The sequence below is a fragment of the Pseudoalteromonas sp. MMG013 genome, from assembly GCF_018100885.1.
Classification (GTDB): Bacteria; Pseudomonadota; Gammaproteobacteria; order Enterobacterales; family Alteromonadaceae; genus Pseudoalteromonas; species Pseudoalteromonas aurantia.
This window is the reverse complement of the sequence record NZ_JAGJEE010000011.1, coordinates 67,820-93,416: the sequence shown is the minus strand read 5'-3', so window position 1 is coordinate 93,416 and position 25,597 is coordinate 67,820. Positions and strand designations below refer to the sequence as shown.

28 protein-coding genes are annotated in these 25,597 nt (G+C 40.2%); 13 read left to right on the top strand and 15 right to left on the bottom strand.

What is annotated here, in order from left to right:
* The first annotated feature begins 84 nt into the window (after positions 1-84).
* From J8L98_RS12120 to J8L98_RS12110, 3 genes are all read left to right on the top strand, one after another.
* Complete coding sequence (locus J8L98_RS12120; protein ID WP_210996632.1) at positions 85-498, top strand: hypothetical protein; 414 nt, start codon at positions 85-87, stop codon at positions 496-498.
* Positions 499-842: 344 nt separating this feature from the next.
* Positions 843-2,507 (top strand): alkaline phosphatase family protein, encoded by a 1,665-nt coding sequence (locus J8L98_RS12115; protein ID WP_210996631.1) that lies wholly within the window; start codon positions 843-845, stop codon positions 2,505-2,507.
* Positions 2,508-3,489: 982 nt separating this feature from the next.
* The gene (locus tag J8L98_RS12110) at positions 3,490-3,720 is read left to right on the top strand and encodes a hypothetical protein (protein WP_210996630.1); all 231 of its coding nucleotides are present in this window, start codon (positions 3,490-3,492) and stop codon (positions 3,718-3,720) included.
* A gap of 254 nt (positions 3,721-3,974) precedes the next feature.
* Here J8L98_RS12110 and map read toward each other — a convergent pair whose 3' ends face one another.
* Positions 3,975-4,760 (bottom strand): type I methionyl aminopeptidase, encoded by a 786-nt coding sequence (gene map / locus J8L98_RS12105; protein WP_210996629.1) that lies wholly within the window; start codon positions 4,758-4,760, stop codon positions 3,975-3,977.
* Positions 4,753-4,956 carry a ParD-like family protein gene (locus tag J8L98_RS12100; protein ID WP_192507432.1) on the bottom strand — a complete coding sequence of 68 codons (204 nt, stop codon included), beginning with the start codon at positions 4,954-4,956 and terminating at the stop codon, positions 4,753-4,755. Before J8L98_RS12100 ends, map begins: the two co-directional genes overlap by 8 nt.
* A 281-nt stretch (positions 4,957-5,237) precedes the next feature.
* On the opposite strand from J8L98_RS12100, the gene J8L98_RS12095 reads away from it, so the two are divergent.
* Positions 5,238-5,405, top strand: coding sequence for a hypothetical protein (locus tag J8L98_RS12095; protein ID WP_210996628.1), 168 nt, complete (start codon positions 5,238-5,240; stop codon positions 5,403-5,405).
* 282 nt (positions 5,406-5,687) lie between these two features.
* Here the strand turns inward: J8L98_RS12095 and J8L98_RS12090 are convergent, their stop codons facing one another.
* A complete protein-coding gene (locus tag J8L98_RS12090) occupies positions 5,688-6,908 on the bottom strand; it encodes a Xaa-Pro peptidase family protein (RefSeq protein ID WP_210996627.1) in 1,221 nt (406 codons plus the stop codon).
* A gap of 8 nt (positions 6,909-6,916) precedes the next feature.
* Positions 6,917-8,158 carry an FAD-dependent oxidoreductase gene (locus tag J8L98_RS12085; protein ID WP_210996626.1) on the bottom strand — a complete coding sequence of 414 codons (1,242 nt, stop codon included), beginning with the start codon at positions 8,156-8,158 and terminating at the stop codon, positions 6,917-6,919.
* 330 nt (positions 8,159-8,488) lie between these two features.
* Here J8L98_RS12085 and J8L98_RS12080 point away from each other — a divergent pair, with 330 nt between their 5' ends.
* Both J8L98_RS12080 and J8L98_RS12075 read left to right on the top strand, forming a co-directional pair.
* Positions 8,489-9,490 (top strand): 4-hydroxyproline epimerase, encoded by a 1,002-nt coding sequence (locus J8L98_RS12080; RefSeq protein WP_210996625.1) that lies wholly within the window; start codon positions 8,489-8,491, stop codon positions 9,488-9,490.
* Between the two features lie 23 nt (positions 9,491-9,513).
* The gene (locus J8L98_RS12075) at positions 9,514-11,016 is read left to right on the top strand and encodes an aldehyde dehydrogenase (NADP(+)) (RefSeq protein WP_210996624.1); all 1,503 of its coding nucleotides are present in this window, start codon (positions 9,514-9,516) and stop codon (positions 11,014-11,016) included.
* A gap of 268 nt (positions 11,017-11,284) precedes the next feature.
* On the opposite strand, the gene rsmF is transcribed toward J8L98_RS12075, so the two are convergent.
* The gene (gene rsmF / locus J8L98_RS12070) at positions 11,285-12,727 is read right to left on the bottom strand and encodes a 16S rRNA (cytosine(1407)-C(5))-methyltransferase RsmF (RefSeq protein WP_210996623.1); all 1,443 of its coding nucleotides are present in this window, start codon (positions 12,725-12,727) and stop codon (positions 11,285-11,287) included.
* A 132-nt stretch (positions 12,728-12,859) separates the two neighbouring features.
* Positions 12,860-13,273 carry an MAPEG family protein gene (locus tag J8L98_RS12065; protein ID WP_210996622.1) on the bottom strand — a complete coding sequence of 138 codons (414 nt, stop codon included), beginning with the start codon at positions 13,271-13,273 and terminating at the stop codon, positions 12,860-12,862.
* Positions 13,274-13,371: 98 nt separating this feature from the next.
* Between J8L98_RS12065 and J8L98_RS12060 the strand changes: the two genes are divergently transcribed.
* A complete protein-coding gene (locus J8L98_RS12060; RefSeq protein WP_210996621.1) occupies positions 13,372-14,334 on the top strand; it encodes a helix-turn-helix domain-containing protein in 963 nt (320 codons plus the stop codon).
* 672 nt (positions 14,335-15,006) lie between these two features.
* Here J8L98_RS12060 and J8L98_RS12055 read toward each other — a convergent pair.
* From J8L98_RS12055 to J8L98_RS12045, 3 genes are all read right to left on the bottom strand, one after another.
* On the bottom strand, positions 15,007-15,393 hold the full coding sequence (locus tag J8L98_RS12055; RefSeq protein ID WP_210996620.1) for a hypothetical protein: 387 nt from the start codon (positions 15,391-15,393) through the stop codon (positions 15,007-15,009).
* An 83-nt stretch (positions 15,394-15,476) separates the two neighbouring features.
* Positions 15,477-16,298: a transporter substrate-binding domain-containing protein gene (locus J8L98_RS12050; protein ID WP_210996619.1), complete on the bottom strand. Its 822-nt coding sequence runs from the start codon at positions 16,296-16,298 to the stop codon at positions 15,477-15,479.
* A complete protein-coding gene (locus tag J8L98_RS12045; protein WP_210996618.1) occupies positions 16,255-16,902 on the bottom strand; it encodes a hypothetical protein in 648 nt (215 codons plus the stop codon). The genes J8L98_RS12050 and J8L98_RS12045 overlap by 44 nt, the downstream gene beginning before the upstream one ends.
* Before the next feature lie 236 nt (positions 16,903-17,138).
* On the opposite strand from J8L98_RS12045, the gene J8L98_RS25080 reads away from it, so the two are divergent.
* Positions 17,139-17,438 (top strand): hypothetical protein, encoded by a 300-nt coding sequence (locus tag J8L98_RS25080; RefSeq protein WP_210996617.1) that lies wholly within the window; start codon positions 17,139-17,141, stop codon positions 17,436-17,438.
* Positions 17,439-17,475: 37 nt separating this feature from the next.
* On the top strand, positions 17,476-18,210 hold the full coding sequence (locus J8L98_RS12035) for a hypothetical protein (protein WP_348771902.1): 735 nt from the start codon (positions 17,476-17,478) through the stop codon (positions 18,208-18,210).
* A gap of 35 nt (positions 18,211-18,245) precedes the next feature.
* Here the strand turns inward: J8L98_RS12035 and J8L98_RS12030 are convergent, their stop codons facing one another.
* Positions 18,246-18,620, bottom strand: a complete 375-nt coding sequence (locus J8L98_RS12030; RefSeq protein ID WP_210996616.1) for a DoxX-like family protein — start codon at positions 18,618-18,620, stop codon at positions 18,246-18,248.
* A 165-nt stretch (positions 18,621-18,785) separates the two neighbouring features.
* On the opposite strand from J8L98_RS12030, the gene J8L98_RS12025 reads away from it, so the two are divergent.
* Positions 18,786-19,001, top strand: coding sequence for a TIGR02450 family Trp-rich protein (locus J8L98_RS12025; RefSeq protein WP_210996672.1), 216 nt, complete (start codon positions 18,786-18,788; stop codon positions 18,999-19,001).
* Positions 19,002-19,221: 220 nt separating this feature from the next.
* Here the strand turns inward: J8L98_RS12025 and J8L98_RS12020 are convergent, their stop codons facing one another.
* Together J8L98_RS12020 and J8L98_RS12015 are read right to left on the bottom strand one after the other, a co-directional pair.
* Entirely contained in the window at positions 19,222-20,403 is a 1,182-nt protein-coding gene (locus tag J8L98_RS12020) for a right-handed parallel beta-helix repeat-containing protein (RefSeq protein WP_210996615.1), read from the bottom strand.
* A gap of 178 nt (positions 20,404-20,581) precedes the next feature.
* Positions 20,582-21,463 (bottom strand): bile acid:sodium symporter family protein, encoded by an 882-nt coding sequence (locus J8L98_RS12015; protein ID WP_210996614.1) that lies wholly within the window; start codon positions 21,461-21,463, stop codon positions 20,582-20,584.
* 167 nt (positions 21,464-21,630) lie between these two features.
* Between J8L98_RS12015 and J8L98_RS12010 the strand changes: the two genes are divergently transcribed.
* The gene (locus J8L98_RS12010) at positions 21,631-22,008 is read left to right on the top strand and encodes a nuclear transport factor 2 family protein (protein WP_210996613.1); all 378 of its coding nucleotides are present in this window, start codon (positions 21,631-21,633) and stop codon (positions 22,006-22,008) included.
* Positions 22,009-22,241: 233 nt separating this feature from the next.
* Here J8L98_RS12010 and J8L98_RS12005 read toward each other — a convergent pair whose 3' ends face one another.
* The 3 genes from J8L98_RS12005 to J8L98_RS11995 are packed head-to-tail and all read right to left on the bottom strand — an operon-like array spanning position 22,242 to position 24,109.
* Positions 22,242-22,904 (bottom strand): VTT domain-containing protein, encoded by a 663-nt coding sequence (locus J8L98_RS12005; RefSeq protein ID WP_210996612.1) that lies wholly within the window; start codon positions 22,902-22,904, stop codon positions 22,242-22,244.
* A 21-nt stretch (positions 22,905-22,925) separates the two neighbouring features.
* The gene (locus J8L98_RS12000; RefSeq protein ID WP_210996611.1) at positions 22,926-23,372 is read right to left on the bottom strand and encodes a DUF2141 domain-containing protein; all 447 of its coding nucleotides are present in this window, start codon (positions 23,370-23,372) and stop codon (positions 22,926-22,928) included.
* A 2-nt stretch (positions 23,373-23,374) separates the two neighbouring features.
* On the bottom strand, positions 23,375-24,109 hold the full coding sequence (locus J8L98_RS11995; protein ID WP_210996610.1) for an SDR family NAD(P)-dependent oxidoreductase: 735 nt from the start codon (positions 24,107-24,109) through the stop codon (positions 23,375-23,377).
* Between the two features lie 154 nt (positions 24,110-24,263).
* On the opposite strand from J8L98_RS11995, the gene J8L98_RS11990 reads away from it, so the two are divergent.
* Positions 24,264-24,788 carry a Crp/Fnr family transcriptional regulator gene (locus J8L98_RS11990; protein ID WP_210996609.1) on the top strand — a complete coding sequence of 175 codons (525 nt, stop codon included), beginning with the start codon at positions 24,264-24,266 and terminating at the stop codon, positions 24,786-24,788.
* 363 nt (positions 24,789-25,151) lie between these two features.
* A complete protein-coding gene (locus J8L98_RS11985) occupies positions 25,152-25,553 on the top strand; it encodes a DCC1-like thiol-disulfide oxidoreductase family protein (protein WP_210996608.1) in 402 nt (133 codons plus the stop codon).
* Positions 25,554-25,597: the final 44 nt, after the last annotated feature.

Below are 25,597 nucleotides of genomic sequence, written 5' to 3'. Positions count from 1 at the left end.
TTTTTATACTAATTCAGCAACGTTTGATAGCTTCTTTGATGAACATAGGTTTTTATTGGTGGGTAAGAATACAGGAGTTTATAAATGAAATACTACCTATTAACTATAGTTTTTTTATTATTATCGGAAAATACCTATGCGTATGACGTTGTTAAGTTAAATAAATGCATTTCTTCAGAAAAATATGGAGGCACTATTATCTATGAAAATTGTAATGGTGGAAATGCATTAGTAATTGATCTCCATTACTCGGAATTAAGTGTCTCAGATGTAATGGAGTTGATGAAAAAAGGGAGTTACGACATATCATCTTTACAGGGGAAATTAGAAGATGATGTTGTCGCAGCAATTTATTCAGTATTATTAATCGAAAAGAAGTTTGAATATTTTTTTGCAACTCAAAATGCTGTTACTGTTTTATTAAAGGATAAAGGGCTTGTTATTTTTGAACGAAGTGAGGGAACTTGGCGGCAGCTATCGATTGCATCAATGGAGTAGCTAAGAAAGTAAGATGGGACAGGCACAAATTTTATCACTAAACAATATCTTAAGCGGTGGCCTTTAACTGGCTTGAATATTTAAAATCTATAATTCCGTATTATGAATCACAGAGCAACGTTCAGATAATCTCAGGTTTGGCACACTTAATTAAGATTTACATCAATGGCTTTAATGTCACTACTTTACTAAGCAAGCATTCATTTTTTGTATCGTTTTGTTGAATATTTCATCAAATTGTTATCTACATGCAATATTTAAATCACCGAAAAGTAATAATCAATGTTTATCGTTTTCTGGTCTAGTCCAATATTTGATAGACCAATTAACTCACAGGAAAAACGATGAAAAATAAATATTCAACGCTTTGTTACCAATTCAAACAGCTATTAAACACAACACTGTGCTGTACGGCACTTGGTATCTCTTCAGCACCTTTGGCCAGTACACACTCATTACTAATTGCAGTTGATGGGTTACGTGGAGATGGAATTGAAAATGCGAACACGCCTCATCTTGATACATTAATCAATGGTACCTGGGCCGCGGGTTATAAAGCTGCGTTTGCCCATTATGCGCAAACGATGACAGACGCGGCGCCAAACAGTGGCCCGAATCATGTTGGTATTATGACCGGTGTAACCGCTAAAAAAAGTGGGGTAACTGGTAATGGTAATGTTGCGGGTGGCAATTATTCAACCTATCCCCATTATCTAACACTATTAGAGCAGTCAAACTCTTCTCTCAATACTGCGTATCTGGTGACTTGGGGAACCGATATGCAAATTACTAACACGGCGGATCTTAAAATTGATGCAAATGATGCAGTTAACACCCAAAATGCAGTGAATATTATCAAGGGTACCTATAGTGCATCAAACTGGCCACAAGGTACCGACATAGATGCACTATTTATATTTTTAGACGATGTGGATGGGGCAGGCCATGCCTGTTGTTTTACGGCATCTGATGATGGTTATGTAGATGAAATTAATGACGTTGATAGTCAAATTGGGCAGTTGTTAGCGGCGATTAAAGCCCGTCCTAATTTTACTTATGAAGATTGGCAAATTGTGGTGACATCAGATCATGGCGGACGAGGCTCATCGCATGGTATTCATGCTGCTGATAACTACACAATTCCTTTTTTAGTCACATCAAAGGTGGCTAAGCAGGGGTATTTGTCTGGTATTCCGCGCAATTATGATGCGGCCCCCACTGTACTGGCTCACCATGGTTTGGCTGTGCCAGCAAATATGGATGGCACAGTACAAGGGCAAAATACTCGACCGGAAAGTGATAAAGGAATTAATCACGGCCTGACAACGTACCTTCCTTTTGATGGTAACTATGAAGATGCATCGGGTAATCACACTCATGCTCAGGTAGGCGGTGGATCACCAGAGCTTCGCGCGAACGGAAAGTTTGGTACATATGTGAAAATAAATGGCAAAAAAGAGCACTTAACTTTAGGTAAACCAAGTGAGTTAGATTTTGGCACCGACACCGACTTTACCCTTATGACATGGTACAGAGTAAGCGGTGATCAAGTGGGTGATCCTGTTATTGTCGGGAACAAAAACTGGGTAAGTGGTGCAAACCGAGGTACGTTACTGCTTGCTAATGAGGGGAATGGGGATGATTTTGGTATTAACATCGCCTCATTACGCTCTGATAGAAAAGACATAGACCCTATTGATTACACTTTTAATGGTTGGTGGTTATTGGTGGCATCGTTTGACCGCCAAGGCGTGGCAACTTTGTACGCAGGTAGTCCCTCTGGTGAGTTGAATATTATTGCTGGTGATATTTCAAACGTGGGTGATATTAATTCAGAGCTTGATTGGAACATTGGTCAAGATGGAACTGGCAGATATCATTATAATTTAAAAGCGGATTTAGATGATTTTGCAGTATGGCGTCGTGCTATTACGCTCAGCGAAGTACGCGCGATATATAATAGCGGGCACGGCTCTGAGCTGCTTTCATTGATGAATGTAAGTCATTAGGCGTGGGGTTTACACCTTCGATATAGGAAGAGGTCAACTTATTGAGTTGGCCTTTTGCGTTTTGATCCAGAGGCGAATTACCTCCCCGATGCTGGTTAAGGCTCATAATGTTTTCGGGGGAATGATCTACAAATACAGGCTAATAGAGCCTTCGTATTGTCACCCTGATGCAGGCCAGGGTCCTTGGTGTTTGTGGAATAGTAATGTGGAAATACAGAGTATAGAACTCCGTATTGTCTCCCTGACGCAGGTCAGGGCCCTTGGTGTTTTTGGAACAATAATGTGGAAATACAGAGTATAGAACTCCGTATTGTTTCCCTGACGCAGGTCAGGGTCATTAGTGCTTGTAGAGTGATGAGAGTGGACTCTGAAACAAGTTCAGAGCGACGAAGTTTAGTTCCGAGCGACGAAGGGTGGTGGCTCTGCGCAATGAAGTGTTGCTTCATAACAACGAAGTTTCTGTTAAGCCGTCGCTTAAGCACTGAGTCATAATGCTTTAGTTAGTGTGCAAGTACTGGAAGATAGCACCTTGGCGTAGGTCAGGTTTATTGAATAACGATGTGGAAATACAGGGGGAGAGCCCCGTATTGTCTCCCTGACGTAGGTCAGGGTCTATGTGTTTTGTGGGATAATGAGAGTGGACTCTGAAACAAGTTCAGAGCGACGAAATTTTAGTTCAGAGCGAAGAAGGGTGCTGGTTCACAGCCATGAAGGCTTTTTCAACGCAACAATGCTTTTATTCGTGTGACAATTTTTTGGTTTAGGGCGGCGAAGCTTTATGGTTCAGCTCAATGAAGTGTTGAACTATAGCAATGAGTGCTGAATGTTTACGTGATTTGACGATATGCCTGAGTGCTTTTATACACTTTATATTTAACGTGTTGATTATACGTTTATTGGCAATGTTGTATTTATTTCATTCTTTTACTACGTTTATTACACCAAGGGATGCTTGGTAACTCTATAACGAAGGAATATAAAAATGAAAAAATCTATGTTAGCAACAATTGCAGCCGCGGGTATTGCAGTACTGACTTATGCCGCACACAGTTACGCATCGAGTGATTACTTTACGTTTAAAGTATATGGTTACTACGATTCAGCGGGTAGTCAGGTAGGAACTTATTATCGACCTTGTTTTGGCCGAATGGGTAAACTAGTGGGCCAAAGAACATCGGTTAAACGTTTAATTGAAGTCGGTACTTGTCGTTAAAAAGTTCATGATTAGCGCTGAGCTTATTCAGCGCTTTTGCTCATTTTACCCCCATCTGAATGCGCATATCGCGCGCTCATTAATGTGTGTATTGATCGCATGTTCTGATAATGAATATAGACACTGTTTTTAGTCAGCATTAGGCGCGTATACTTTGCTTTTTTAAGCCATATTTATTGCTGCGTCGTGTGCAGCGACATGGTGTAAATTACCTTTAAGCTATCGTCAGGATCATTAATGATAAACTGAGCGCATTAACTATCGAAAATACCTGCTTCTTCTGGACGTAAGGTCAGTACTTCAAAGCCTGAATTGGTTACCAAAATGGTGTGTTCAGCTTGGGCTGAGAGCTTTTTATCTTTGGTTACTACAGTCCAGCCATCCTTTTTTGTTTTTATTTTGGCCTTACCTTGGTTAATCATAGGCTCGATGGTAAAGGTCATGCCAGCTTGTAGTTTCATGCCTGTATTGGGGGTACCATAATGCAAAACATTAGGGGCTTCGTGCATTTCTACACCAATACCATGACCGCAGTATTCGCGCACTACACTATACCCTTTGGCTTGTGCAAAGCTTTGAATCATGTGGCCTATGTCTCCAAGTCTAACGCCTGGCTTGACTAACTTAATCGCATTGTATAGTGCAGTTGTGGTTGCTGATACTAACCGCTTAGCTTCAGTGCTTGCATCAGGCATCACATACATTTTGCTAGAGTCAGTAATATAACCATTTTTCTCAAGCGTAATATCAAGATTGATAATATCACTGCTTCGTATAATTTGGCTTTTACTTGGAACGCCATGGCAAACCACGTCATTAATTGAGCAATTTAGAACAAATTGATAGCCATATTGCCCTTTTGACGCCGGTCGGGCTTGCAGTTCTTCAACAATGAATTGCTCAACACGGTCGTTAACTTGCATTGTGGTCAGACCCGGTCTTACATACTCATCGAGCATCATAAACACTTGTGCAAGTAACTTACCTGATTGACGCATAAGCGCAATTTGACTGGCATTTTTGATTGAAACGTCAGACATTATTTTTTGTCTCAGCGTCTATGTGTTTAGTGAGCTCCGCCTGAATAAGCTCAGCAAAGGTTTTTGTTGGATTATGCTCGGCAAGCTTGCCTATTTTAATCCAAAATTCGGCTTGTGCATTAATAGAGCGAGACATAACGTGTGATGTTGAGCGTAGCTCTTCATGTAATTCATCTGAAATTTTTACGATACCCAAAATATATGTTCCGTATATGGTTTATATATATATCGTATCATTGTTGGCGTAAAAAGAAAGATGAAAATAGAGACGTTGATGTCATGCTCCTAATTTAACTTTAGTTTAGTCTCAAATTTTTCAATCAACTTCACTGGCTTGTATATTGTATTCAATTTTTTGGGGTGTAATTTAATTCCGATTTAAGGTAATACGCTACAGAAAAGCGGTTTTGCGTTTACTAAGTCGGTTTTCTTACCTTAATTGGTATTTTATTTCTTAATTTAGAAAAAGGAAGTTTAATGAAAAAAGTTAAATCAAAATCACGAGTCCTTGAAATTATATCTATAAAGCACTTAACGCAGATCTCAGGTGGGCGTAACATTCTTTGCCCAGCGGTTCACGATGGTAAACCGGGTACGCCACAAGGGCATTGCATCTGTCGTAATGTGCCGCCATTTAGAGGCTAATTAGCATATCAATGGCAACTAATAAGTTGCCATGTTTTATAAAGAGTTAAAATTATTTACTCACCCTTTCTTTACTACATTTCACTATTTTCTATACACCACGCGCTGCGGTGTACAACTTTTGGTCTTGGTTATACGTCAATTTCTCAATGATATTAATAATATAAAGCGATGAATTGGATGACTTCAAAAGAAATAGTTTGCAGTAATACTCTATATTCTTACTTCAATAGAAGAATGCCCTAAAGTGAATAGGGCATCGATTTCAGAGTATGGACGTACTTATTCTTTTAAACCAAATGGATCATCAATGCTGTGGCTCGGCTGAGTAAACCATTTAGGGCCTGCCTCGGTCATGTAAAAATGGTCTTCTAGACGAATGCCAAACTCATCAGGAATGACTAACATAGGCTCGTTACTAAAACACATACCGGCTTGTAAAGGTTGCGGGTTATTACGAACTAAGTATGGCCATTCATGTATGTCTAAGCCAATACCATGGCCTGTTCTATGCGGGCAGCCAGGGACATTATAATCTGGGCCTAATCCGACAGAGGTTAGGTAGTTACGCGCTGCATCATCCACAGCCCCACACGGTTTACCAATTTTTGCAGCGTTAAACGCGGCTATTTGGGCATTTTTCTCATGATCCCACATAGTACGTTGTCTTGGTGAGGGGGTACCAAAGACATAAGTTCGGGTGATATCCGACAAATAGCCTTCAACTTTACACCCTGTATCAACGAGTACGACATCACCTTGTTTAAGCGTTTGTGGCTCTTTAACGCCATGCGGAAATGAAGAGGCTTCACCAAACAGAACAATACAAAAATAGTTACCCGATGCGCCGACTTTTTTGTGTGCTGTATTGATAAAAGTTTCTACTTCTGTGGTGGTGATCCCTTCATATAACATACTGGCTGTTGCTTGATGTACTGCTAGAGTCATATCCATTGCACGTTGAATAAGAGCAAGCTCAGTGGCTGATTTATGCATTCTGCAGTGTGCGGTAACTGTATCAGCATTGATCCAAGTATGTTGTGGTGCAGCTTGGCGTATGCCATCGAAAATGAAAAAAGCAGTACTTTCATCAATACCAATCGTCGCTGCAACGGTAATATCAAGCTCTAATAGTGTTTTAGCAAACAGTTGATAAGGGCTCTCATGCTCTTGCCAGCAATGAATAGGGCCTTCAATTACTTGGTAGTCAATCAAAGTACCAATTTCAAAGGTTGGTGCAATAAATTGTACAGTGCCTTTGGCTGGTAATATTGCTCCGACCATACGTTCGCTCGCGTACCATTGCATACCTGTAAAGTAAGTTAAGTTAGTGCCAGCGTTCAGATATATTGCTGCAATATTATGTTCTTGCATGTACGCTTGTGCACGGTTAATACGTTGTTGATATTCTTCATAACCAATTGCTTGCACATCAGTCGTCATGTTAGTTAACGACTCTAGCGCTTGTTGTTGGCTTTGTATGCCTACACCATGGGTTGTCATAATTTCTCCTAAAATCTATCTATTCGATATGGGGTCAAATCCAAACTAGGTACTTCACCACTACAAAGTTGTGTTAATAGTTTTGCTGTAATTGCCGCTTGAGTTAAGCCAAGGTGCTGATGACCGAACCCAAAGTACACATTGCGATGCTTTGGACTGCGGCCGATTACGGGTAATGAATCGGGTAATGATGGGCGACATCCCATCCAAGTGTCAAATGGGGGTTTTTCATCAATGCCACTCAGTAGTGCCTTTGCGTGTTTCAATAACATTGTCGCGCGGTGATGGTTTTCTGGTGCATCAAGCCCAGCAAATTCAACCGTGCCTGCGAGTCGTAAGCCTTCTGACATGGGCGTTATAATAAACTGACGTTCTGCAGATGCAACTGGACGAGACAGGGTACTTTGATTTTTGATCATGGCGTGGTAGCCGCGCTCTGTATCTAATGGCACATTAAAGCCTAATTGGCTGGTGAGAGATTTACTCCATGCACCTGTGCATATAATGACTTTATCAAACTGATGTGTGGTATTGTCGGAGGTGGTAAGTGCTATATTTTGGTCTGTTGTTTGAATCGCTTTAATGCCCACTTGTTGAAATTCGCCGTGCGCACGATGAAACAAAGAAAAAATATGCTGGCATAAATGATAGGGGTTTATGCTATGTCCTACATCCGTAAATAAGAGTGCGTTTTTAACGCGTTTATCTAAGTTAGGCTCAATAGAGAACACACTTTTCCCTTTAAGCCATTTCACCGCAACATTATGTTGCTTATATTGTTGGTACAGTTTTTCAATATCACTCTCAGGGGTGTCTTCAAACGTCAGCAAACTGCCATTTAAGGTAATTAGGTCGGTAAAATCTTGATCGCCTAATAACGCTTTATAGGCTGATAAAGCAGGCTCATTAAGCGCTTTTAAGGCATTGGTATTTTCGGTGAGCTTGGCTTTTCTCATGTTACAAACAAATCTAAAAAACCATGGAAAGGCTTTATAAAGATAGCGCCAATCAATCCTTAGCGGGCCGTTGGGGTTGAACAACATACCAGGCAGCTTTTTTAATAAGCTTGCTTGAGCCAGTGGAAAAACTTGCTCTGTGGCAAAGTGTCCCGCATTGCCTTTTGAGCATTTTTCAGCAATACCTTGTTGGTCGAATAAAGTAACAGAAAAGCCTTGATCTTGTAAATTCTTGGCTGTACATAAACCGACGACACCTGCGCCAATAACAGCAATTTTAGGTTGATTAGACATGCACTTTCCTCTTTTTTAGCTGAATTGACTATCAATATTGTAAATCTCAGTAGATTGTATCTACTCCATTGCAGTCAAACTGATGTCTATTATTATTATTTTTATAAATACAAATTTCATATTTATCCGTAAGTTACCCATAGTCTCTGGATGAAAAGTTAAGATTGTTATTATCCATGGTAATATTTTCTTAACTTGGACATTGATTATTGTATACAATATACTTAAGATGGTAAACATAAAAACCAGATAGAGGAAAAACCAAGATGGCAAATTGGCAAGGGGTTTACTCATTAGTAATAACTCAATTTAACGGTGACGGCAAATAGTATGCGCAGAGGGACATTTTCATGTATTGATGGCCACACATGTGGTAACCCTGTGCGGTTGATCACCAGTGGACACCCAAATTTATTGGGGTCCACAATGAGTGAGAAGCGTCAGCACTTCATGGCTGATTTTGACTGGATCCGTCAGGCGTTAATGTTTGAGCCAAGAGGCCATGACATGATGTCAGGTGCATTTATTTATCCACCGACCACAGAAGATGGTGATGCAAGCGTATTGTTTGTTGAAACCTCAGGGTGTTTGCCTATGTGTGGGCACGGCTTAATAGGCACGATCACATTTGCGCTGCAGGCTGGTCTATTACAACCAAAAGTAGAAGGCGAGTTAAAAATAGATACGCCGGCAGGACGGGTCAATGCACAGTATTTACGCAGTGGTGAGCATGTTGAATGGGTTAAATTGTTCAATGTTCCCGCATTTTTGGCGTATGAACAGGTTGTGATAGATGTGCCTGATTTAGGTCAATTAACCGTCGATATTTCATATGGTGGTAATTATTACATCATCGTTGAGCCGCAGCAAAACTTTCCGGGCATTGATAAATGGAGCGCCAGTGACATATTGACGTTCAGCCCGAAAGTGAGAAATGCGGTGAATCAAAAACTCAAATGTGTTCACCCAGAAGACCCTACAGTGCAAGGCGCATCGCATGTGTTGTGGACCGGACGGCCTAAACAATCTGACTCACATGCTGCCAATGCCGTCTTTTACGGTGAAAAAGGGTTAGATAGATCCCCTTGCGGAACAGGAACCAGTGCCAGAATGGCGCAGCTACATGCTAAAGGCAAACTGTTAGCGCATGAGCCGTTTATTCATGAAAGTTATATTGGCAGCCAATTTATTGGATGTATAGAAGGTATTACAGAAGTTGCTGGGCGAGTAGCGATACAGCCAAGCATCCGAGGATGGTCAAAAGTAACTGGTACTAGCAACATTAGTGTTGATGATAGTGACCCGTATGCTTTCGGATTTCAAGTAGTGTAATTAATCAAATTTTTGGAGGTAATATGCAAGTTACTGGAGCAAGTCTTATTGCGGGCGATTGGGTGATAGCAGATCAAGCCGAGGCATTTTTTGGCTTTTCACCTAAGTTGAATAAAAGTCTAGAAGCACCTATTTACGAAGCAAGTTCAGATATGTTGGCGAGTGCGATTGAGCAAGCTGGGTTGGCATTTAAAACGTATCGGAAAACCAATTATCAACAACGTGCAACGTTCTTACATGCTATTGCAGATGAAATTGAAGCATTGGGCGATGTTTTAATCGAAACGACGCATCAAGAAACGAATCTACCCATTGCAAGACTGCAAGGTGAGCGTGGACGTACAATGAATCAGTTACGTGCTTTTGCCCATGCATTAGAAGGTAGTCAAGATAGTATTGCAAACTTTGGCTGTGCTGATGCTGCGATCCCTGATCGTTCTCCTTTACCAAAACCAAATACAGCACTTGATTATTTACCCCTAGGGGTTGTTGGCGTGTTTGGCGCATCAAACTTCCCGTATGCATTTTCTACCTTAGGCGGTGATACTGCTGCAGCACTGGCAGCTGGATGTCCGGTGGTAATGAAAAGCCACACAGCTCACCCTGCGACGAGTGAATTAATGGCCAGAGCAATGGAAAAGGCTATTAATAAGTGTGCTATGCCAAAAGGCGTATTTTCAATGATCCAAGCAAAACGCTATGACATTGCGCATGAGTTAGTTGGTGCGCCGCAAGTTAAAGCAATTGGTTTTACAGGATCATTCTCGGTTGCACATAAACTGTTAGACACAATCGCAAAGCGACAAGAGCCGATCCCGTTTTACGGAGAGTTAGGCAGCATAAACCCACAGCTTATTTTAAAGGAAAAAGTACAAGAAGCGGGTCCAACTGTGGCAGATCAGCTAAGTCAGGCTCTGTTAATGGGCAATGGACAGTTTTGTACGAGTCCTGGTTTATGGTTGGTGCCTGCAGCCAGTCATGAGTTTGTTGATCAAGCGATAAAAAATATTCAAGTGAGTGCATCAGACACATTATTGTCACCAAACATTGTGGCGAGTTTTAAACACAGTATTGCACAATTAACGTCTCGAGATGACGTCACTTTGCTTGCACAAGGTGAATTAAGTGAACAGCACCATGCGAATGCCCACTTGTTCGCGACAGATATCGATACGTTCACAAATGATGCTTCTTTACGTGAAGAGGTGTTTGGACCTATGGCTATGATGGTGACATATGATAAAGAAAGTCAACTACAGCGCTTGGTCGAACTACTTGATGGGCAATTAACTGCATCGGTTCATGGTACTCGTCAAGACCTGAAGAAATCAGCAGCAGTGATTGAAGCGTTAGAATACAAAGTAGGGCGGATCATTGAAAATCAGATGCCAACGGGTGTTGAAGTGTGTCCATCAATGAACCATGGTGGCCCATACCCATCATCGACAGATGTTCGAAGCACATCTGTTGGTTTAAATGCCATGCTTAGGTTCTTGCGACCAATTTGTCGTCAGCGTGCTAATTAATGTAACAAACGTAATTATTTCTTTAAAAAATACGTGAAAAAATGCCCAGAGCACTCGCTTGCTCTGGGCTTAGGGGATAGCTCCAATGGAGCCAAAGCGTTACTAAAAAACACCTTTCTTCTGTAGGGAGAAGTAGAAAGTAACTTAAGTGTAGTTAATATTTCACAAAACTTACAAACAACTTAATGAAATATTAATTTATTTAAAATCAATTACTTAATGTTCATATAAGTATTTAATCTAAAAAATATAAAAAGATATATTCATGTTATACCCAAGTTATTAACTGACTGTCACTAACAAGGTCTCTGGGTAAGCTATTCTTGATTTTACTCTTTTGCCATTTCCCTAACCCAACAGGCGCACCGCACAGCGTTAAGATGACTTCGCCCGTTACATTTACAGGGTCAGCCAGTCGAATATCCTTACCATTGAAATAATCACGCGCGTCACTATTAGACATTGCATAGGTGTTTTTTGTGGCGTACTTTCCAAGTGCTGTTGCAAATTCATGCTCCAATCTCACACCATTTTTATGAGTAGTACCTAACTGTATACCCAGTCGGGCATATTTAATTTTGTTCTCTATAGGTTGAAACCCATCAGGGAATAGCCAGAGCTCTTTGTCTCTACTCATAAGCTGACCAGGCAACGACACATTGAGCCCAAAATGCGTGTTAATATAGTCGATAAAACTCTTTTGTAACTTATGATCTGAGGGGGAAAATGGAAACGCGCCTTTCTTATACTTTTGCTGATCATTGTCTACCGAATGTGTTTTGATGAAGCGGGCAATGAAAAAGCCTTCGCTATCGTAAATTTGAGGCCAAACGTGTAAATAACCTTCAGGTGTTGTTGCTTTGTCTGCATCGGGAAACAATGATGATAACGGATCAACTTTAATTGCATCCGTAAATTCGTCGAGTAAGGCATCGCACACTTGCTGATTTTCTAGAGGGGTTAATGTACAGGTAGAATAAACCAATGTACCACCCGGTTTGAGTGCAAGGAATGCACTACGAATTAACTTTTTCTGAACCGCTGCAATATCAATATTTGAGTCAATAGACCAATTTTTTAGCGCGTCTGCGTCTTTTCTTACTGTACCTTCGCCTGAGCAAGGCGCATCGAGTAAAATACTGTCAAAACTTTCAAACATATAATCGCCAAATATGGCGGCGTCAAAATGCGACAGCGCACAATTTGCAACACCCATGCGCTTCATATTTGCTGCGAGTACTTTGAGTCGAGAAGACGATAGCTCATTGGCAACTAACACACCTTGGTTATTCATTAGCGCGCTTAATTGCGAGGTTTTTGAACCTGGCGCTGATGCCATATCTAACACATAAGTACTGTTACTAAGCGCAGGTTCTAATGCAATAGGTGGCAGCATTGAACTGGCTTCTTGTACGTAAATACAGCCGCTTAAATGAATATCAGTATTGCCCAAAGCTAAGTTGTGTTCTTCCTCATTTGGACGAGTGAGCCAAAAACCGGTTTCGCACCATGGTACCGCGGTTATTTGCCAGTCATGCTCAACACAGTAAGCTTTGAATGCACAAATCGACATTTTAAGTGTGTTAACCCGAACAGATCGCCTAAGTGGGGTTTTACACGCATCTAAAAAATCCGTGAGCGCCAAATGTGAGGGAATATATGTTTGTACGTCATCAATAAATGCATCGGGAATATAAGTTGAACTGTCCAAGGTGCGCTCTGTGTTACTGGTTTGAATTGAGTGACACAATTTTATCATTGCCTGAGAGGCGCTTAAAGGCCATTTTACACTTGACGACAATTAAGCACTTAGATTTGGTAAAACACTTGGCGTGAAATATACCTATTGTGTATACATTCGATAGATAAAACAAAACCAGCCAATAAATAAAGTTAAAGAGCTCATAGCGAATGCGATGGTACGTAAGAGTAAATTGCGGCCCATAATGTGCTCTGCACAATGCCAATAACGTGCAACGACAAAAAAACAGCTGATCACATACCATAAATGTCCATCAAGTTGATGCAGCTGCAAGGTGATCAGCAAGATAGTGAATAGCACAGGTTGTTGAAATTGATTGTCGTAACTGTTACCCGCCAAAACCGTTAATTTCGAGAGGTTGTGTTTGTTAATGAAAGTGATATCAGTGGGTGATACTGACTGAGTTATATAAGCTCGCACGCGTAATACTGTGGTTAATATCCACAAAAATGCGATGAGTATCAGTAAGAAGAATAGAGGGTATTGGATCCACATAGGTGTGCTCCTAAATATTGATGATGAATTTACTTTACCAGCATTCACTGTTTGGCTAAGGTGTCATATATGACAGTTTTTAAGCTAAAAGTGACACATTGAAAGTCTCGATCATTATTCCAGATAACGTACTCGCCAGTGGTCTTATGGGCGTTATCGATGTATTACATGTGGCCAATACGTTGGCCAGACGGCCTATATTTGAGTGGCAATTGGTGAGCTTAACAACTGATACAGTGCGCGCGAGTCAAGGTATGGTGTTTGAAAGTTGTACTCCATTGGCTGGTATACAGTCATGTGATGCGATGATTTGGGTCGGGAGTCAGTACTTAGGGCAGCAAGCGTTATGGCAACAATGCCAACAAATTGCACCGCTAAAATTTCATATCACAAAGCTTATTGAGCAAAGTGAAGTTGTTTTGGCTGGGTGTACCGGAGTGAGTTATTTGGCAAAATCTGGTGTGTTAAATGATATTAAGTTAACCAGTAGCTGGTGGCTGAAGACATTTTATGCCAAATATTTTCCGCATTTAAATGTCAGTCAAGAAGCGATTTATATACATGACGATAAGTTCATTACTTCAGGAGCTGTACAGTGCTATTTTCCTATGATGTTGTATTTTATACAACAGGTGCTTGGCGAGCAGTTTGCAGATGATGTTGCCTCATGGCTTGCCATTCCAAAATCACGGGAGTCTCAGCTTTCGTTTATGGCGTGCCATGCGTTTGAGTTACATCAAGACCGTAAATTATTGGCGCTACAACACTATATTAAGCAATCTTTGTCAGACGATCTTACATTACCCGTTTTAGCCGATAGGTTATGTGTTAGTGAGAGAACACTGATCCGACGATTTAATAAACATGTGGGATTATCACCATCGGCTTATGTCCGCTTGGCGCGACTTGAAAGAGCAAAGCAATTGTTGCGCTCAACTGAGCATCGATTTGATGCGATTGGAGAGTTGGTCGGCTATCAAGATTTGAGCGCGTTAAATAAGCAATTTAAAGCACAGTATGGACAATCTATGAAACAATGGACGGCAAGCGAAAGGGGATAACTTTCAGCGAGGTATAAAATAGTGACAGTTTTACTTTGGAATATATTATATACACTAGGGGTTGTTAATCTTTGCTGTTCTACTTTTGTTCTCTTTGAGCGTGCTTTGATCGCGGCACTTAATATGTGGCCTAGTAATCTAAGCGAACATTAAGCAACAAAGAGAAAGGAGTGCTAAAAAGAACCGGTAGGCAGCGCTCGATTGGCTTTTCTACTATGTTATCGGTTGACTCACATGGAGTAACCATGCTACGCAGCCTCCACCTTGTATAAAATCCAATCAAACTGCTGCAAATATTCTTTTGTGTATAAATATAATGGACTTAGTTGAGTGAACTCATAACATAAAGGATAATAAAATGCGGTTAACCTTAAAGAGTCAAAGATAAAGTTACTATAAAAAAACGCGGTTTTATCATTTGAAATTACCTAAAATATCGCAGGTGCAGGCTTTACAAGGCGATGTGATTACTCACAGGATACGCGTTGTTTAACACAAGTAGAAGCCAAAGCAGGTGGTATGGGGCATCACTGTGGCGGTGTTTTTTTAACATTAAATAGTGAACGTTATCCAGCTCTTTGTAGGCTGTTATCTCAGTTCAACGCATTTTGATGTACCAGCAATTAATAGGTTCATAGAGTTGGTTTGTGAGTGAGGTTTATCATCTGTTAACTAAGGCTCATTCAACCAAGTAATGGCAAGTTCTTCACTATAAAAACTTTTAATTTCTAAAGCATTGTTATCTGCAAACAAGTCTATTAGATCACTTTTAAAATCGGCTGGGCTCACGACTCTTGCGATACGCACATGAAGCAAGATATTTTCTATTGCTTTCATCACCTTTAAAACATCACTGCCGTTGTAATTTAGCTTTAAATTAACCACATTGAGTAATAAGTTTGGCTTGTTGTGCAGTTTTGCGACGCGATTAATTTCATCATACATGTTGATGACTTCTGTTGGGGTTCCAGACCCTTTCACCGACACCTTTATAATACTGGTTGGCAAGTCGGTTAATATGTCATATTGAAATTGATGTGTTTTATTGCTATCGCTCATGACCGTTACAAATCGTTACATCATAATATAGGTTTAGCAAAGTCCCAGTGGATTAGACAGCTTTCAGAACAACATAATTTGCGTTACTGCTGACTATTTAACTCATGACTGGCCTCAATAAAGGCATTTTTGAGTTTAGTTACAACGGGCTCTGGGGTGTTGAGGCTAAGCGCAACATACAGTTCATGGTGTTTAATAACATGCTCATGTGGAAAGTAACCATATTGACTATTTACCAACGCGTTAGCAGGTATATGAGAAGCCCACATAATATCAGCTCTACCCATTTCAAGACTACGCCACGCTGCGGTGAAATTACCAACAATGAGTAAATTTTGGTTTTCTTTAAACCCCATTTCTCTTAACGCGTTTGCTTCGTAGCTGCCCCTTACACTTACGGCTATGAGAGACTTGGCATCATCAATATTCCCAATTGTCACAGTGCTGTGTTTTGTTGATGAATAGAATTGATATTGCAAAGGTTGTAGTTTGAAAAGCCAATGGAAAAGGGGCGCTCTTTCTGGTGTTTTTGCAATAGAGAAAATTAAAGTATTCGGTTGTGTTTGTGCAATTTTATAGGCGCGTGCCCATGGTAGCACTTCGATATTTTGCTGGTATTCAGCAATTGAGAGCGCACGTTTGACTATTTGAAATGAGCTCCCAGCAACTATCCTTGTATCTTTTACAATTTGATAAGGTGGCAAGTCTTCGGTCACAACTCGGATACTTGGGACTAAAGCTGCCAAGTACCATGGTGCAATCAACAGCAAAATTAACCGAATACGATACATGGCTAAGCTTAGTTGGTTGATAATGCTTAAGTATAGATCTGCTTGGTCAACTTGTGAAAGCTGGGTATTTCTATACTGATGATAACTGTGTAAGAATTGACGCTTCGTGGTCACTGTATACCTTCATAAAATTGTTTCTCCATATTGGTGGTTTGCGAGGCAATGTATCAGGTAGGGCTGCGTTTGCTTGCTTTAGTTGGGAAATAAACTGCGCTAAATCAATATTGCGATACGTAAATATCGAGGGTGTAGCTGCGCGTTCAGGGATCTCGAGGGTTGATTCATCCACTGCGAATGAAGCATGTTGAAACTGGGCTTGGCTGTTGCTAAATATACTGTTCCAAGTACGGAGCACCGCAGCATTGGGGATCGCTTTAATTCGCAATTGAGAGCCATTTTCTTGCCAACTTATCCCGCATACGCTGATATGCAAACATGACTGTACACCGGCGATTACTTTGGGTGTCAATTGCGCATTGCCTAGTTCATAAATATCTAATATCAATGAGGCGACTGTCTCTTCTGATAAATTTTCAAAAGTAATATCGCCATTGTTTGAAACGTAACTTATCTTGAGGGTTTCTAGCACATAATATATTTTGCCAGTGTCTTTCCACTGTGAATGCGTGCATGTCTCTGTTGCGCGTGTACCTTTATCTGGCCTCGGCCGTGACTTTGCCATTCGACTCGTAAACCAAGTTGTTAGCAGTGTTTTCATAGCGACTCCATTATTTTTTAAATATAACATAAATGATAATGATAATGAGTGGGATTGCTATTAAGATTTGTAGGGTGTAAGGTAATTAACATTCAAATTAGCATCAATAATCATTCACACAATAACTGGAGGCTAAAATGAGCTTTATAATCGGGCTGAGGAATTTTTTCTTTAAGGTTCTTTATCGTATTTCACGACCGTTGATATTCTTAATGGACCTTGAAGAGGCGCACTATATGTTCAAACGTGTAGGCGTATTTCTTGGGTCAAATTTTCTGACACGACTACTTACTTCTATGTTGTTCAATTATGGGCACAAAAGTCTTAAATCAACGGTTGATGGTATAGAGTATCGAAATCCTCTAGGTTTATCTGCGGGATTTGATAAAGATGGAGAGTTGACAAAAATATACCCATCAATAGGTTTTGGTTTAGCAGAACTTGGCTCGTTTACTGGTGAAGTGTGCCCAGGGAATCCTGGGAAAAGACTGTTTCGAATGGTAAAATCTAAGTCAATTTTGGTATGGTTTAAATAACCAAGGCGCAGAAACCATATCAAAGCGTTTGAAAGATGTGGATTTTGGTAAATTAAAAGTGGGGATCAATGCGGCTAAATCAAATTTAACCTCAGAATTTGATTTACAAGATTCTATCGATGATTACACCAAAACACTGTCTTTATTTAAAGACATTGGCGACTATTACACGATTAATATTAGTTGTCCAAATACTCAAGATGGCGAACCTTTTGTTATTAAAGAAAATTTAGATGCGCTTCTTATTGCTGTGAATGCACATCGTGTCGCTGGCCGACCAATTTATGTTAAGCTCGCAGCGGATCTTTCTAACGATGAAATAAATACAATTGTAGACGCGTGTATTGAGCACCAAATGGATGGCGTTGTTTTAACTAACCTCGCTAAACCTTCACATAACAAAGAGTTTATAGAAGCAGAGTTGCCTTATCATAAAGGGGCGATGAGCGGTTTGCCGTTACAGCGTATTTCCACCAATGTTATTAGGCATGTATACCGTCGCTCACGGGGAAAGCTTACTATTATAGGTGTTGGTGGTATTTTTACCGCCAAAGATGCCTATGAAAAAATCACATCAGGCGCGAGCTTATTGCATATGATCTCGACGCTCATTTTCGACGGTCCACAGAGTATTAATGAAATTAATCGTGGGCTGGTGAAGTTGCTAAAAGCGGATGGTTTTTCATCGATTGAAGAAGCTATTGGGTCTCGTAACCCATTACCAAAGTTAACACCTGAAAACCCTGTCGCAACGAAACAGGATGCCGCGTAACAGATTCTTCGTTCCACCAGTTGAAGGCTGAGTGATCAGCCTTTTTTTTGATTTAAATTATTTAGCAAAATTAAGCTCAATGCAATGAGGGTAATATTCGTTGTGACTGGATTAAAAGCATCAATTAATACAACTGGGTAGAGTAAGGCGACCAACATTAATAGGCCTGTAAGCGCCAATATATTTAAATAGATCACCCAACGTACTCGAAAGTAGATAAACACGCACAATCCAAATACCACTTCGGCCACCCCAGCTGACTTTGTGATCCAATAAGAGGTTGTTTCTGACAATCCAATGCTTGCTGTCATGGCGTGTTCGAGTGGCGCAATATGCAGTAACTTTGGGAAAATGCCATGATAAATCCAGCTGAAACTAATAATGAATCGAGCAATGTAAAGTGTAGACACGCCTTATCCTTTGGTGAGTTTTTGTGACGTTTCGTTGTCATTCTAATGAATGTGCGCTGCAAATCCTACCGCCATGTTTGTATTAATCGATCTTTGTGTGTGATTGATACGTAGTCTTAATGTAGAACGTTAACAATGGGTTGAAAGAAGCTAAAAGAGGGCATGGTGCATAAAATGAATCCTAGAAAGTTATTGAACAGTAAATGGACCGCTATTTCTCCTCAGCATAAAGAAAAACACTTTATTGTGTCAGAAGTGGAGTTTGATGAAGAAGGGCGTATTACGTTGTGTATTATTGAGGCTGTGATGACAAAACGTGCAATTGAAGTTGACTGGCGTACGCTAAAAGAAGGGGATATGTGGAAGGTGGGTTGGCGATAGTGAGGAAAAGCTGTGGCATTTGACTAATTATTGGAAACTTGGGTTATTCACTGAGTGCAGCAGCGTTAGTTAAAGTATGAGAGAGTGGTGTTCATACAGTCCATGGCTAAGCTGCCAAAGAAAGTAGGCTATTAAAAGCCTACTTTAATTTGGATTTATTCACGTTTTTATTGTCCTAGTGCCTGATATAAACATTGGCACTATTACGGCGTGATAACTATCAAGGCGTAATAAAATATCGGTTGTCAGTTTCAGTACGTAGCACAGAGTCGTTAAGGTAAGACAAAGTCATAGGCCTTTGCGCAGCATCTAAGCTTCCATCCGTTTCAATAGTATTTTGATAAATGGCATTCGCCGTAGCGGTATTGATAGCGTAGAGTTTAATCCCGTAGCTCTGACTTTGGATAATGTGGTTATACCGATAGATATGAGGTAGACCGTTGCTGCGAGTAATATCTTGCTGCGCAGGGTTACGTGCAAATATGCCATTTTCGCCAGCCTTGATAATGGTGTTGTGCTCAATCGTTAAATTGTCTCCATCTAGCATCATACCGTTACCACCGCTTTTAAAAATCATATTACCTGTAACAACAACGCCTTCTCCTCCTACTTGAATACCGGTGTTTTGCCATGCTGGTGAGAAAGGGCTTAACCCAGTTCGATAGATTTTGTTATGGGCTATTCGTGCATTGTTTTGCACCGAGTTTAGTTGAATGCCGTCAGCGGCGATGTTTTCAAGTATATTGTTGGATATATCAACATGGGTTACCTTATGTGGGTAGACAGTGGTTGATTTTCCGTCACATTCGAGCGTTCTACTGTGTCCTGTATAGCCAACGTACATACCTTCACCGGATTCTGTATCGTGTATAAAGTTGTTGTGTATAGACAGCCCTGACATAGTAAAGTTTTCGGCCCATGTTGCGCTGTCACAGTTGGGGTCAGTTTTGATTAGCAAACCAGCAAACCGTGCTCGGTAGACTTCAACATGATCAATTTCTATATGGTGACTGAGTTTGCCGACACTCAATGTGCCCCCTAGTTTGAGTTTGTATGGGGAAGCAGAGTCTTGTGCTGTGGATGTCACTTGCAGGTAACTTGAGTTTTCTATTGCGATACTATATTCATACTCAATGGTGGTTACTGTGTCGTCTTGGTTAGTTATGACAATATTATGTTCAGGCGAACCATGTAAATTAGTTACTCTGAGCGGTCCTCTTTCACCTTTCGCTAGACATAGCCTATCACCTGGGGATGTTTGAAGTTGTGAACCATCAATTTTGTATTGCGAAGAGGGGATAACAAAATCACATACTTGTGTTGCGAGAACAGGTTGTGTGATGAGTGTGGCTACAACACACAGAATGGATGACTTAGTATTAAGTCGTGTTTTGAGTTGCATTTCATATGCTCCTTGTATTAATTTTCCTTTGAATTACTGCGAGATTAAAAAGGTAAACGGCGGTTGCACACATCAGCTTGTTATTTATTCAAACCAGCAGTAAGAGGCCACACAAAGCTTACCTTCAAATAAATACTAAACGTATTAATATGATTAGTCTTTAATAATTGTTATTAATTTAATTATTATTAATGATAGCCTGTGGCGGTTGTACTCTGAGCACAGTAAAGGTAAATAAACTGGCAGTAAAAAACATGATTAGACTATAAATGCTGGGCGCAATAGACATAACAGGGTTGTTAAGCATGCCAGTTGTGATCAGCAGTGCGAGGGTGCCATTTTGAAGCCCCACCTCCAATGTAATGGTTCGTGATTGCGCTCGGTTGTGTAAAAAATAGTGGGCTACTAAAAAGCCAATTAGCATTGTGCTGATATTCAGCGCTATCGCTGCAGGGCCAGCCAAAAGAGTATATTCAACAATTTTATTGTCTAACGTAACACAAATACTGATGATGACTAATGCAAGAATCGTCATTGAAAGCCAGCTGACGTATGCCTGAGCGCTTGTGGCGGTGGTTGGCCATTTTTTACGTAGTATCATACCGAATACGACAGGAATAACGGTGATTATCATCAATTTGAGCCAAGTTTCAAAAAGAGGAAGTGAGAATGATGAATTGGTGCCTACGTAAGTATTTATGGCCCATATACTGAGTAGCGGTATGGTAAAAGGGGTAATAAAGCCAATTACAGCTGTTAATGATACCGATAGCCCCACGTCTGCTTTAGCTAAATAACTAAACAAATTTGATGTGGTGCCGCCAGGACAAAGTGAAAGAATAAATAAACCAGCAGCTAACTCACCTTTCATACCCGTTATAAATATAATGCATAGCGCTGTGCAAGGCAGTACTAAAAGTTGACAAAAAGCGCCAAGGAGAAAGCTTTTTGGTTGTTTAAACACTCGTTTAAAGTCATCGAACGTTAAGCTGAGACCAACGCCTATCATGATAATAATAAGCGCAATTGGCAATGCGATAGAAATTAAGGTATTAAGCATAAAGGCTCCGAGCTAAGTGGTATCGAAGTGATGGTAGTGTAAGTATGGCGATTTTAAATTATAGCCAAGAGCGTTACGATAGCGAATTAATTAAATGGTTGCTTAGCCTTATCAAACTAGGTAGTTTTGCTCTATTTAATTCATAAAATATAGGCCCTTAGGTAAGTATGGAACACACATTAATTCAGGCAGTGATAGATGCAGAGCAACAGTTAAGATTGGCAATGGTCTGTTCTAATATTGAGACATTGCATGATTTACTCGCCGATGAACTCATTTTTATTAATCATCTCGGACATCGTGTTTCAAAACAAGAAGATATCGCATTACATCAATCGGGTTTATTATCGATTACTTCAATTGCCTTGAGTGGCATGCAAGTGCATGCTTATGGAGATTGTGGCTTGGTCCATGTGAATGCTGACATAACCGCAAAGTATCAAGGCGCAGAGTCTAATGGGCGTTTTGCATGTTCAAGAGTGTGGTTAAAAAAGGGGCATAATGTGCAAGTTATATCAGCCCAATCAACAGCTTTTGTAGCATAAAATTACCAAAGTACGTAATTTCGAATTGATATTGTCAAAATCTAAAGCCTTTACTTTATACAAAGTATATTGAGATCATTATTAATCGCCTGTATTAAGTCGGTGTGCTAGTAGGTACTAAGGTGTTAGCTGAGTTTATTCGAGAGAGGCAACCTTTCGTGGTGAAGCAGTGATTTTAGTCGATGCGCTGGCAGTATCACGAGCGCATCGTTATTTGGTTGACCATTTAAACTTTAGCCGATTGATAACTTGCTTTTGTTCATAAATCTGAAAACAAGCCATCCACACCAAAGAAACAGAGTTAAACCGATGGCTGTAAAGATTGCTGGCATGGGATTATCCCAGTCACTAATAGAACCGGCATACGACGCAATAATTGTGTAAGGTACAACGTTGACTAACCATAATATTAAAAACTTAAAAAATGGCATTTTAGTCATGCCTGACATACAAGCAGATACCTCTGGTAATATAGGCGTTGCGCGCGACAGAAGTAACATAACCGGGCCATGACTATTAAACAGTGCTATGACTTCGTCACGTTTATGAGGGTCTTTGACTAAAAAATGAAAAAGCACATGGCCATAATATCGGCTCACCCCATAACCACACGTGCCAGCTAAAAATAGTCCAACCGTGCTCGCAATGGCTCCATAAATGGGCCCTAATAGATAACCACCTATTGTGATGACTGTTAACGTCGGCACGGCAATAAACAAATCAGCAAACAGCAGTCCTACGACAATCAGCATGACATATGCAAGATTGGCTGACTTGGCAGCATCTAGCCATAATTGAATTTTTTCAACCGTGATGATCCCTGTGAATTTCAGCACAATAAATGTGCTGGCAAAAAACAACGCCAGAATTAATATGACTTTTAATAAAGATTTCATCGCGTATTCTCATGACATAAATTAGGGGTAGATAATCGGAATCACTATTTCATCAACAGACTGAGCAAGTGTGAGGTGCGCTTTTTTGAATGATGGCGGACCTTGCCAACTCAATGTTGCGCCATTGCTGAATCCAAGACCTTCGGCAGGAATAATGCCCGTCCAATTTTTCGTTGTCTTACCGTCACCATTTTCGTCATGTAGAATTTTAATCGCGAATTTTTCTATGTTTATGGTGAAATCAAACACGGTTTCTTTCGCGTTTATCTCCTGTTTTTTTAAAGTAAGTGCTTGATCATGCTGTTTAGGAAACCCTTCCATGGCAAACAGCATTGCAATGATATTTCCAGGTTTTTCAGTGTTGATATTGGTCACTCGAACAGACATTGTCTTTGCAGCAGAAGTGTTTGTTACACCCATTAAAAATACTCCAATAGTTAACATGACTTGGCTTGATTTTATGTTCATACTTATCCTCCTTTAAGAATTTTTTTAGCAATGAATGGTGCAATTAACAGTAATAATCTTAATAACTTAACCTTACCAAGATCATTAACTACGATTTCTTTTTCAATGCCAGCTAAAATGTCTGTGGCGGCTTTGATTGACGTTATTTTTGCTTTACCTCGACCTTCTGTCATTGGCGTATCGACCAGGGGCAAAAATGCTTGTATCACCTTTACGTTGGTTTCTTCCAATTGATAGTTCAGGCTTTGAGAAAACATATCCATAGCGGCTTTGGTCGCGCAATAGACGGCTGAGTTAGTCTTTGGCACCAGTCCTAATCCTGAATTAATATTTGTGATGAACGCTGTTTTTCCGTTGTTTAATAAACTGGGCAACAATAAGTAACTTAAGGCGCAAATAGCCGTAAAATTAAGGTTAATTTCAGGGGCGATGGCATCGTAATTAAAATCATCCGCTAAATAAGTTGGCGTGTTTTGAATGGCGGCGTTGTTAATTAAGATATCGATACGTCTATGTGTTCTGGTTAAGGTATCGGCCACCTTTTCATATGTTGCCGGTTTTGAAAGATCGCAGGGGTAAAGTTCGATAGTTGGAAATTCGGCAAGTAGTTTATCCAGCCGTTCGCTTTGCCGTGCAATAACCAAGATAGTATTTTCAACGTGCAGGTGCTTAACCATTTGATAGCCGATACCAGATGTTCCCCCTGTGATCACGATGGTTTTGTTCGTTAACTTCATTTTTCCTCTCAGGCTGTGTGGATACGCGTGATAGATAAATTAATTCATACCAACGGTCTGCGCATTAACCTAGGTTAAAACGTGATGTATCATTAGCGGTTATCCTAATGAGTAGGTAGACTGACTTCGCAGCAGCTAATGAGGATAAATAGAGATGAACTTTGATGAGTTTGTAAAAAGGACTGGTATACCTGTTTCCTTTGAAAAAGGAGCGCATGTCTTTCACCAAGGGGACTCAAATGATTCTCTGTACTTTGTCATCAGTGGGTTGGCAAAAGCGTATTACCTCTCTATTGATGGCAAAGAGAGTATCAAGTCTTTCATAAAACCAGGAAATATGATCGGTAGCTTAAGCTCCGCTCACGCGAGGTTACCTTGTACTTTTAATTTACTCGCTCTTGAAAACACCCAGTTGCTAGAAATCCCTTTTAAGTGCTTAACAAAAGCGGCAAAAGAACATCACGTCATCGCCAATCAATTAATTGACAGACTGCTGATGCTTTCAATGAAGAAAGAACAACGCGAATATGAATTGTTAACGCTTAGTGCAGAAAGTCGTTATCTCAATTTCATGGAAAGAGAGCCTATACTCGCCGAGCAACTCACACAAAATGATATTGCTAAATATCTTGGCGTCACTCCCGTCGGGTTAAGCCGCATCAAAAACAGGCTCAAATAGTCGTTGGCTGGTTTTCGATTATAGGAGACTAAAGCGAATGCTAAAAGTGTTGCCGTTACACAAAAACACGCTATATAGCGGTTGATAACGCAGGCTTACGGATTGAATTTCAACGCAAGAGTGATTCACCTAATGACAATGAATAAGCCAGAAATTTCATTAATAACTGGCCCGTTTAGAGGGCTATTACTCTTCACCCGTTTTAGTGGGTAAAGGGTATGACAGAGAAGCTGCGCTGATATAGACTGGTGCTTATGTAAGTATTGCCAGTTGGCTTTTCATGGGAGTATAAATTACGTTTAACAACGCTTAAGCGCTATTTAATCTCAATAGTCTCAACGAGTATTTAAATCATGGAAAATTATGAGTACACCCCATATCATTATTTTTGATGGCGTTTGCAATTTTTGTAATCGTTCAATCAATTTTATTATAAAACGAGACCATACAAATAAATTTGTTTTTGCACCGATGCAAAGTCCTGCAGCGCAAAAGTTAATCGCTGATTATAGCGCTGAAAATGTCGGGGTAGATACGTTCTTACTTATTAAAAACGGTCAGTGTTTTTACCGCACAAATGCCGCAATTGAGATAGCTCAAGATTTATGCGGTGGTTGGCCTTTAGTTCGTGTGTTTAAAGTACTTCCTAGACCAATTCGCGACTATTTTTATCGTTTTTTTGCAAGAAATAGATACCATATTTTTGGTAAAACTCATGCGTGTATGCTGCCTACTCAAGCATTAAAAAACAAATTTCTATGGTAAAAATCCAATAATAAGATACTGGCGTTCAATATATCGGAGTTTAA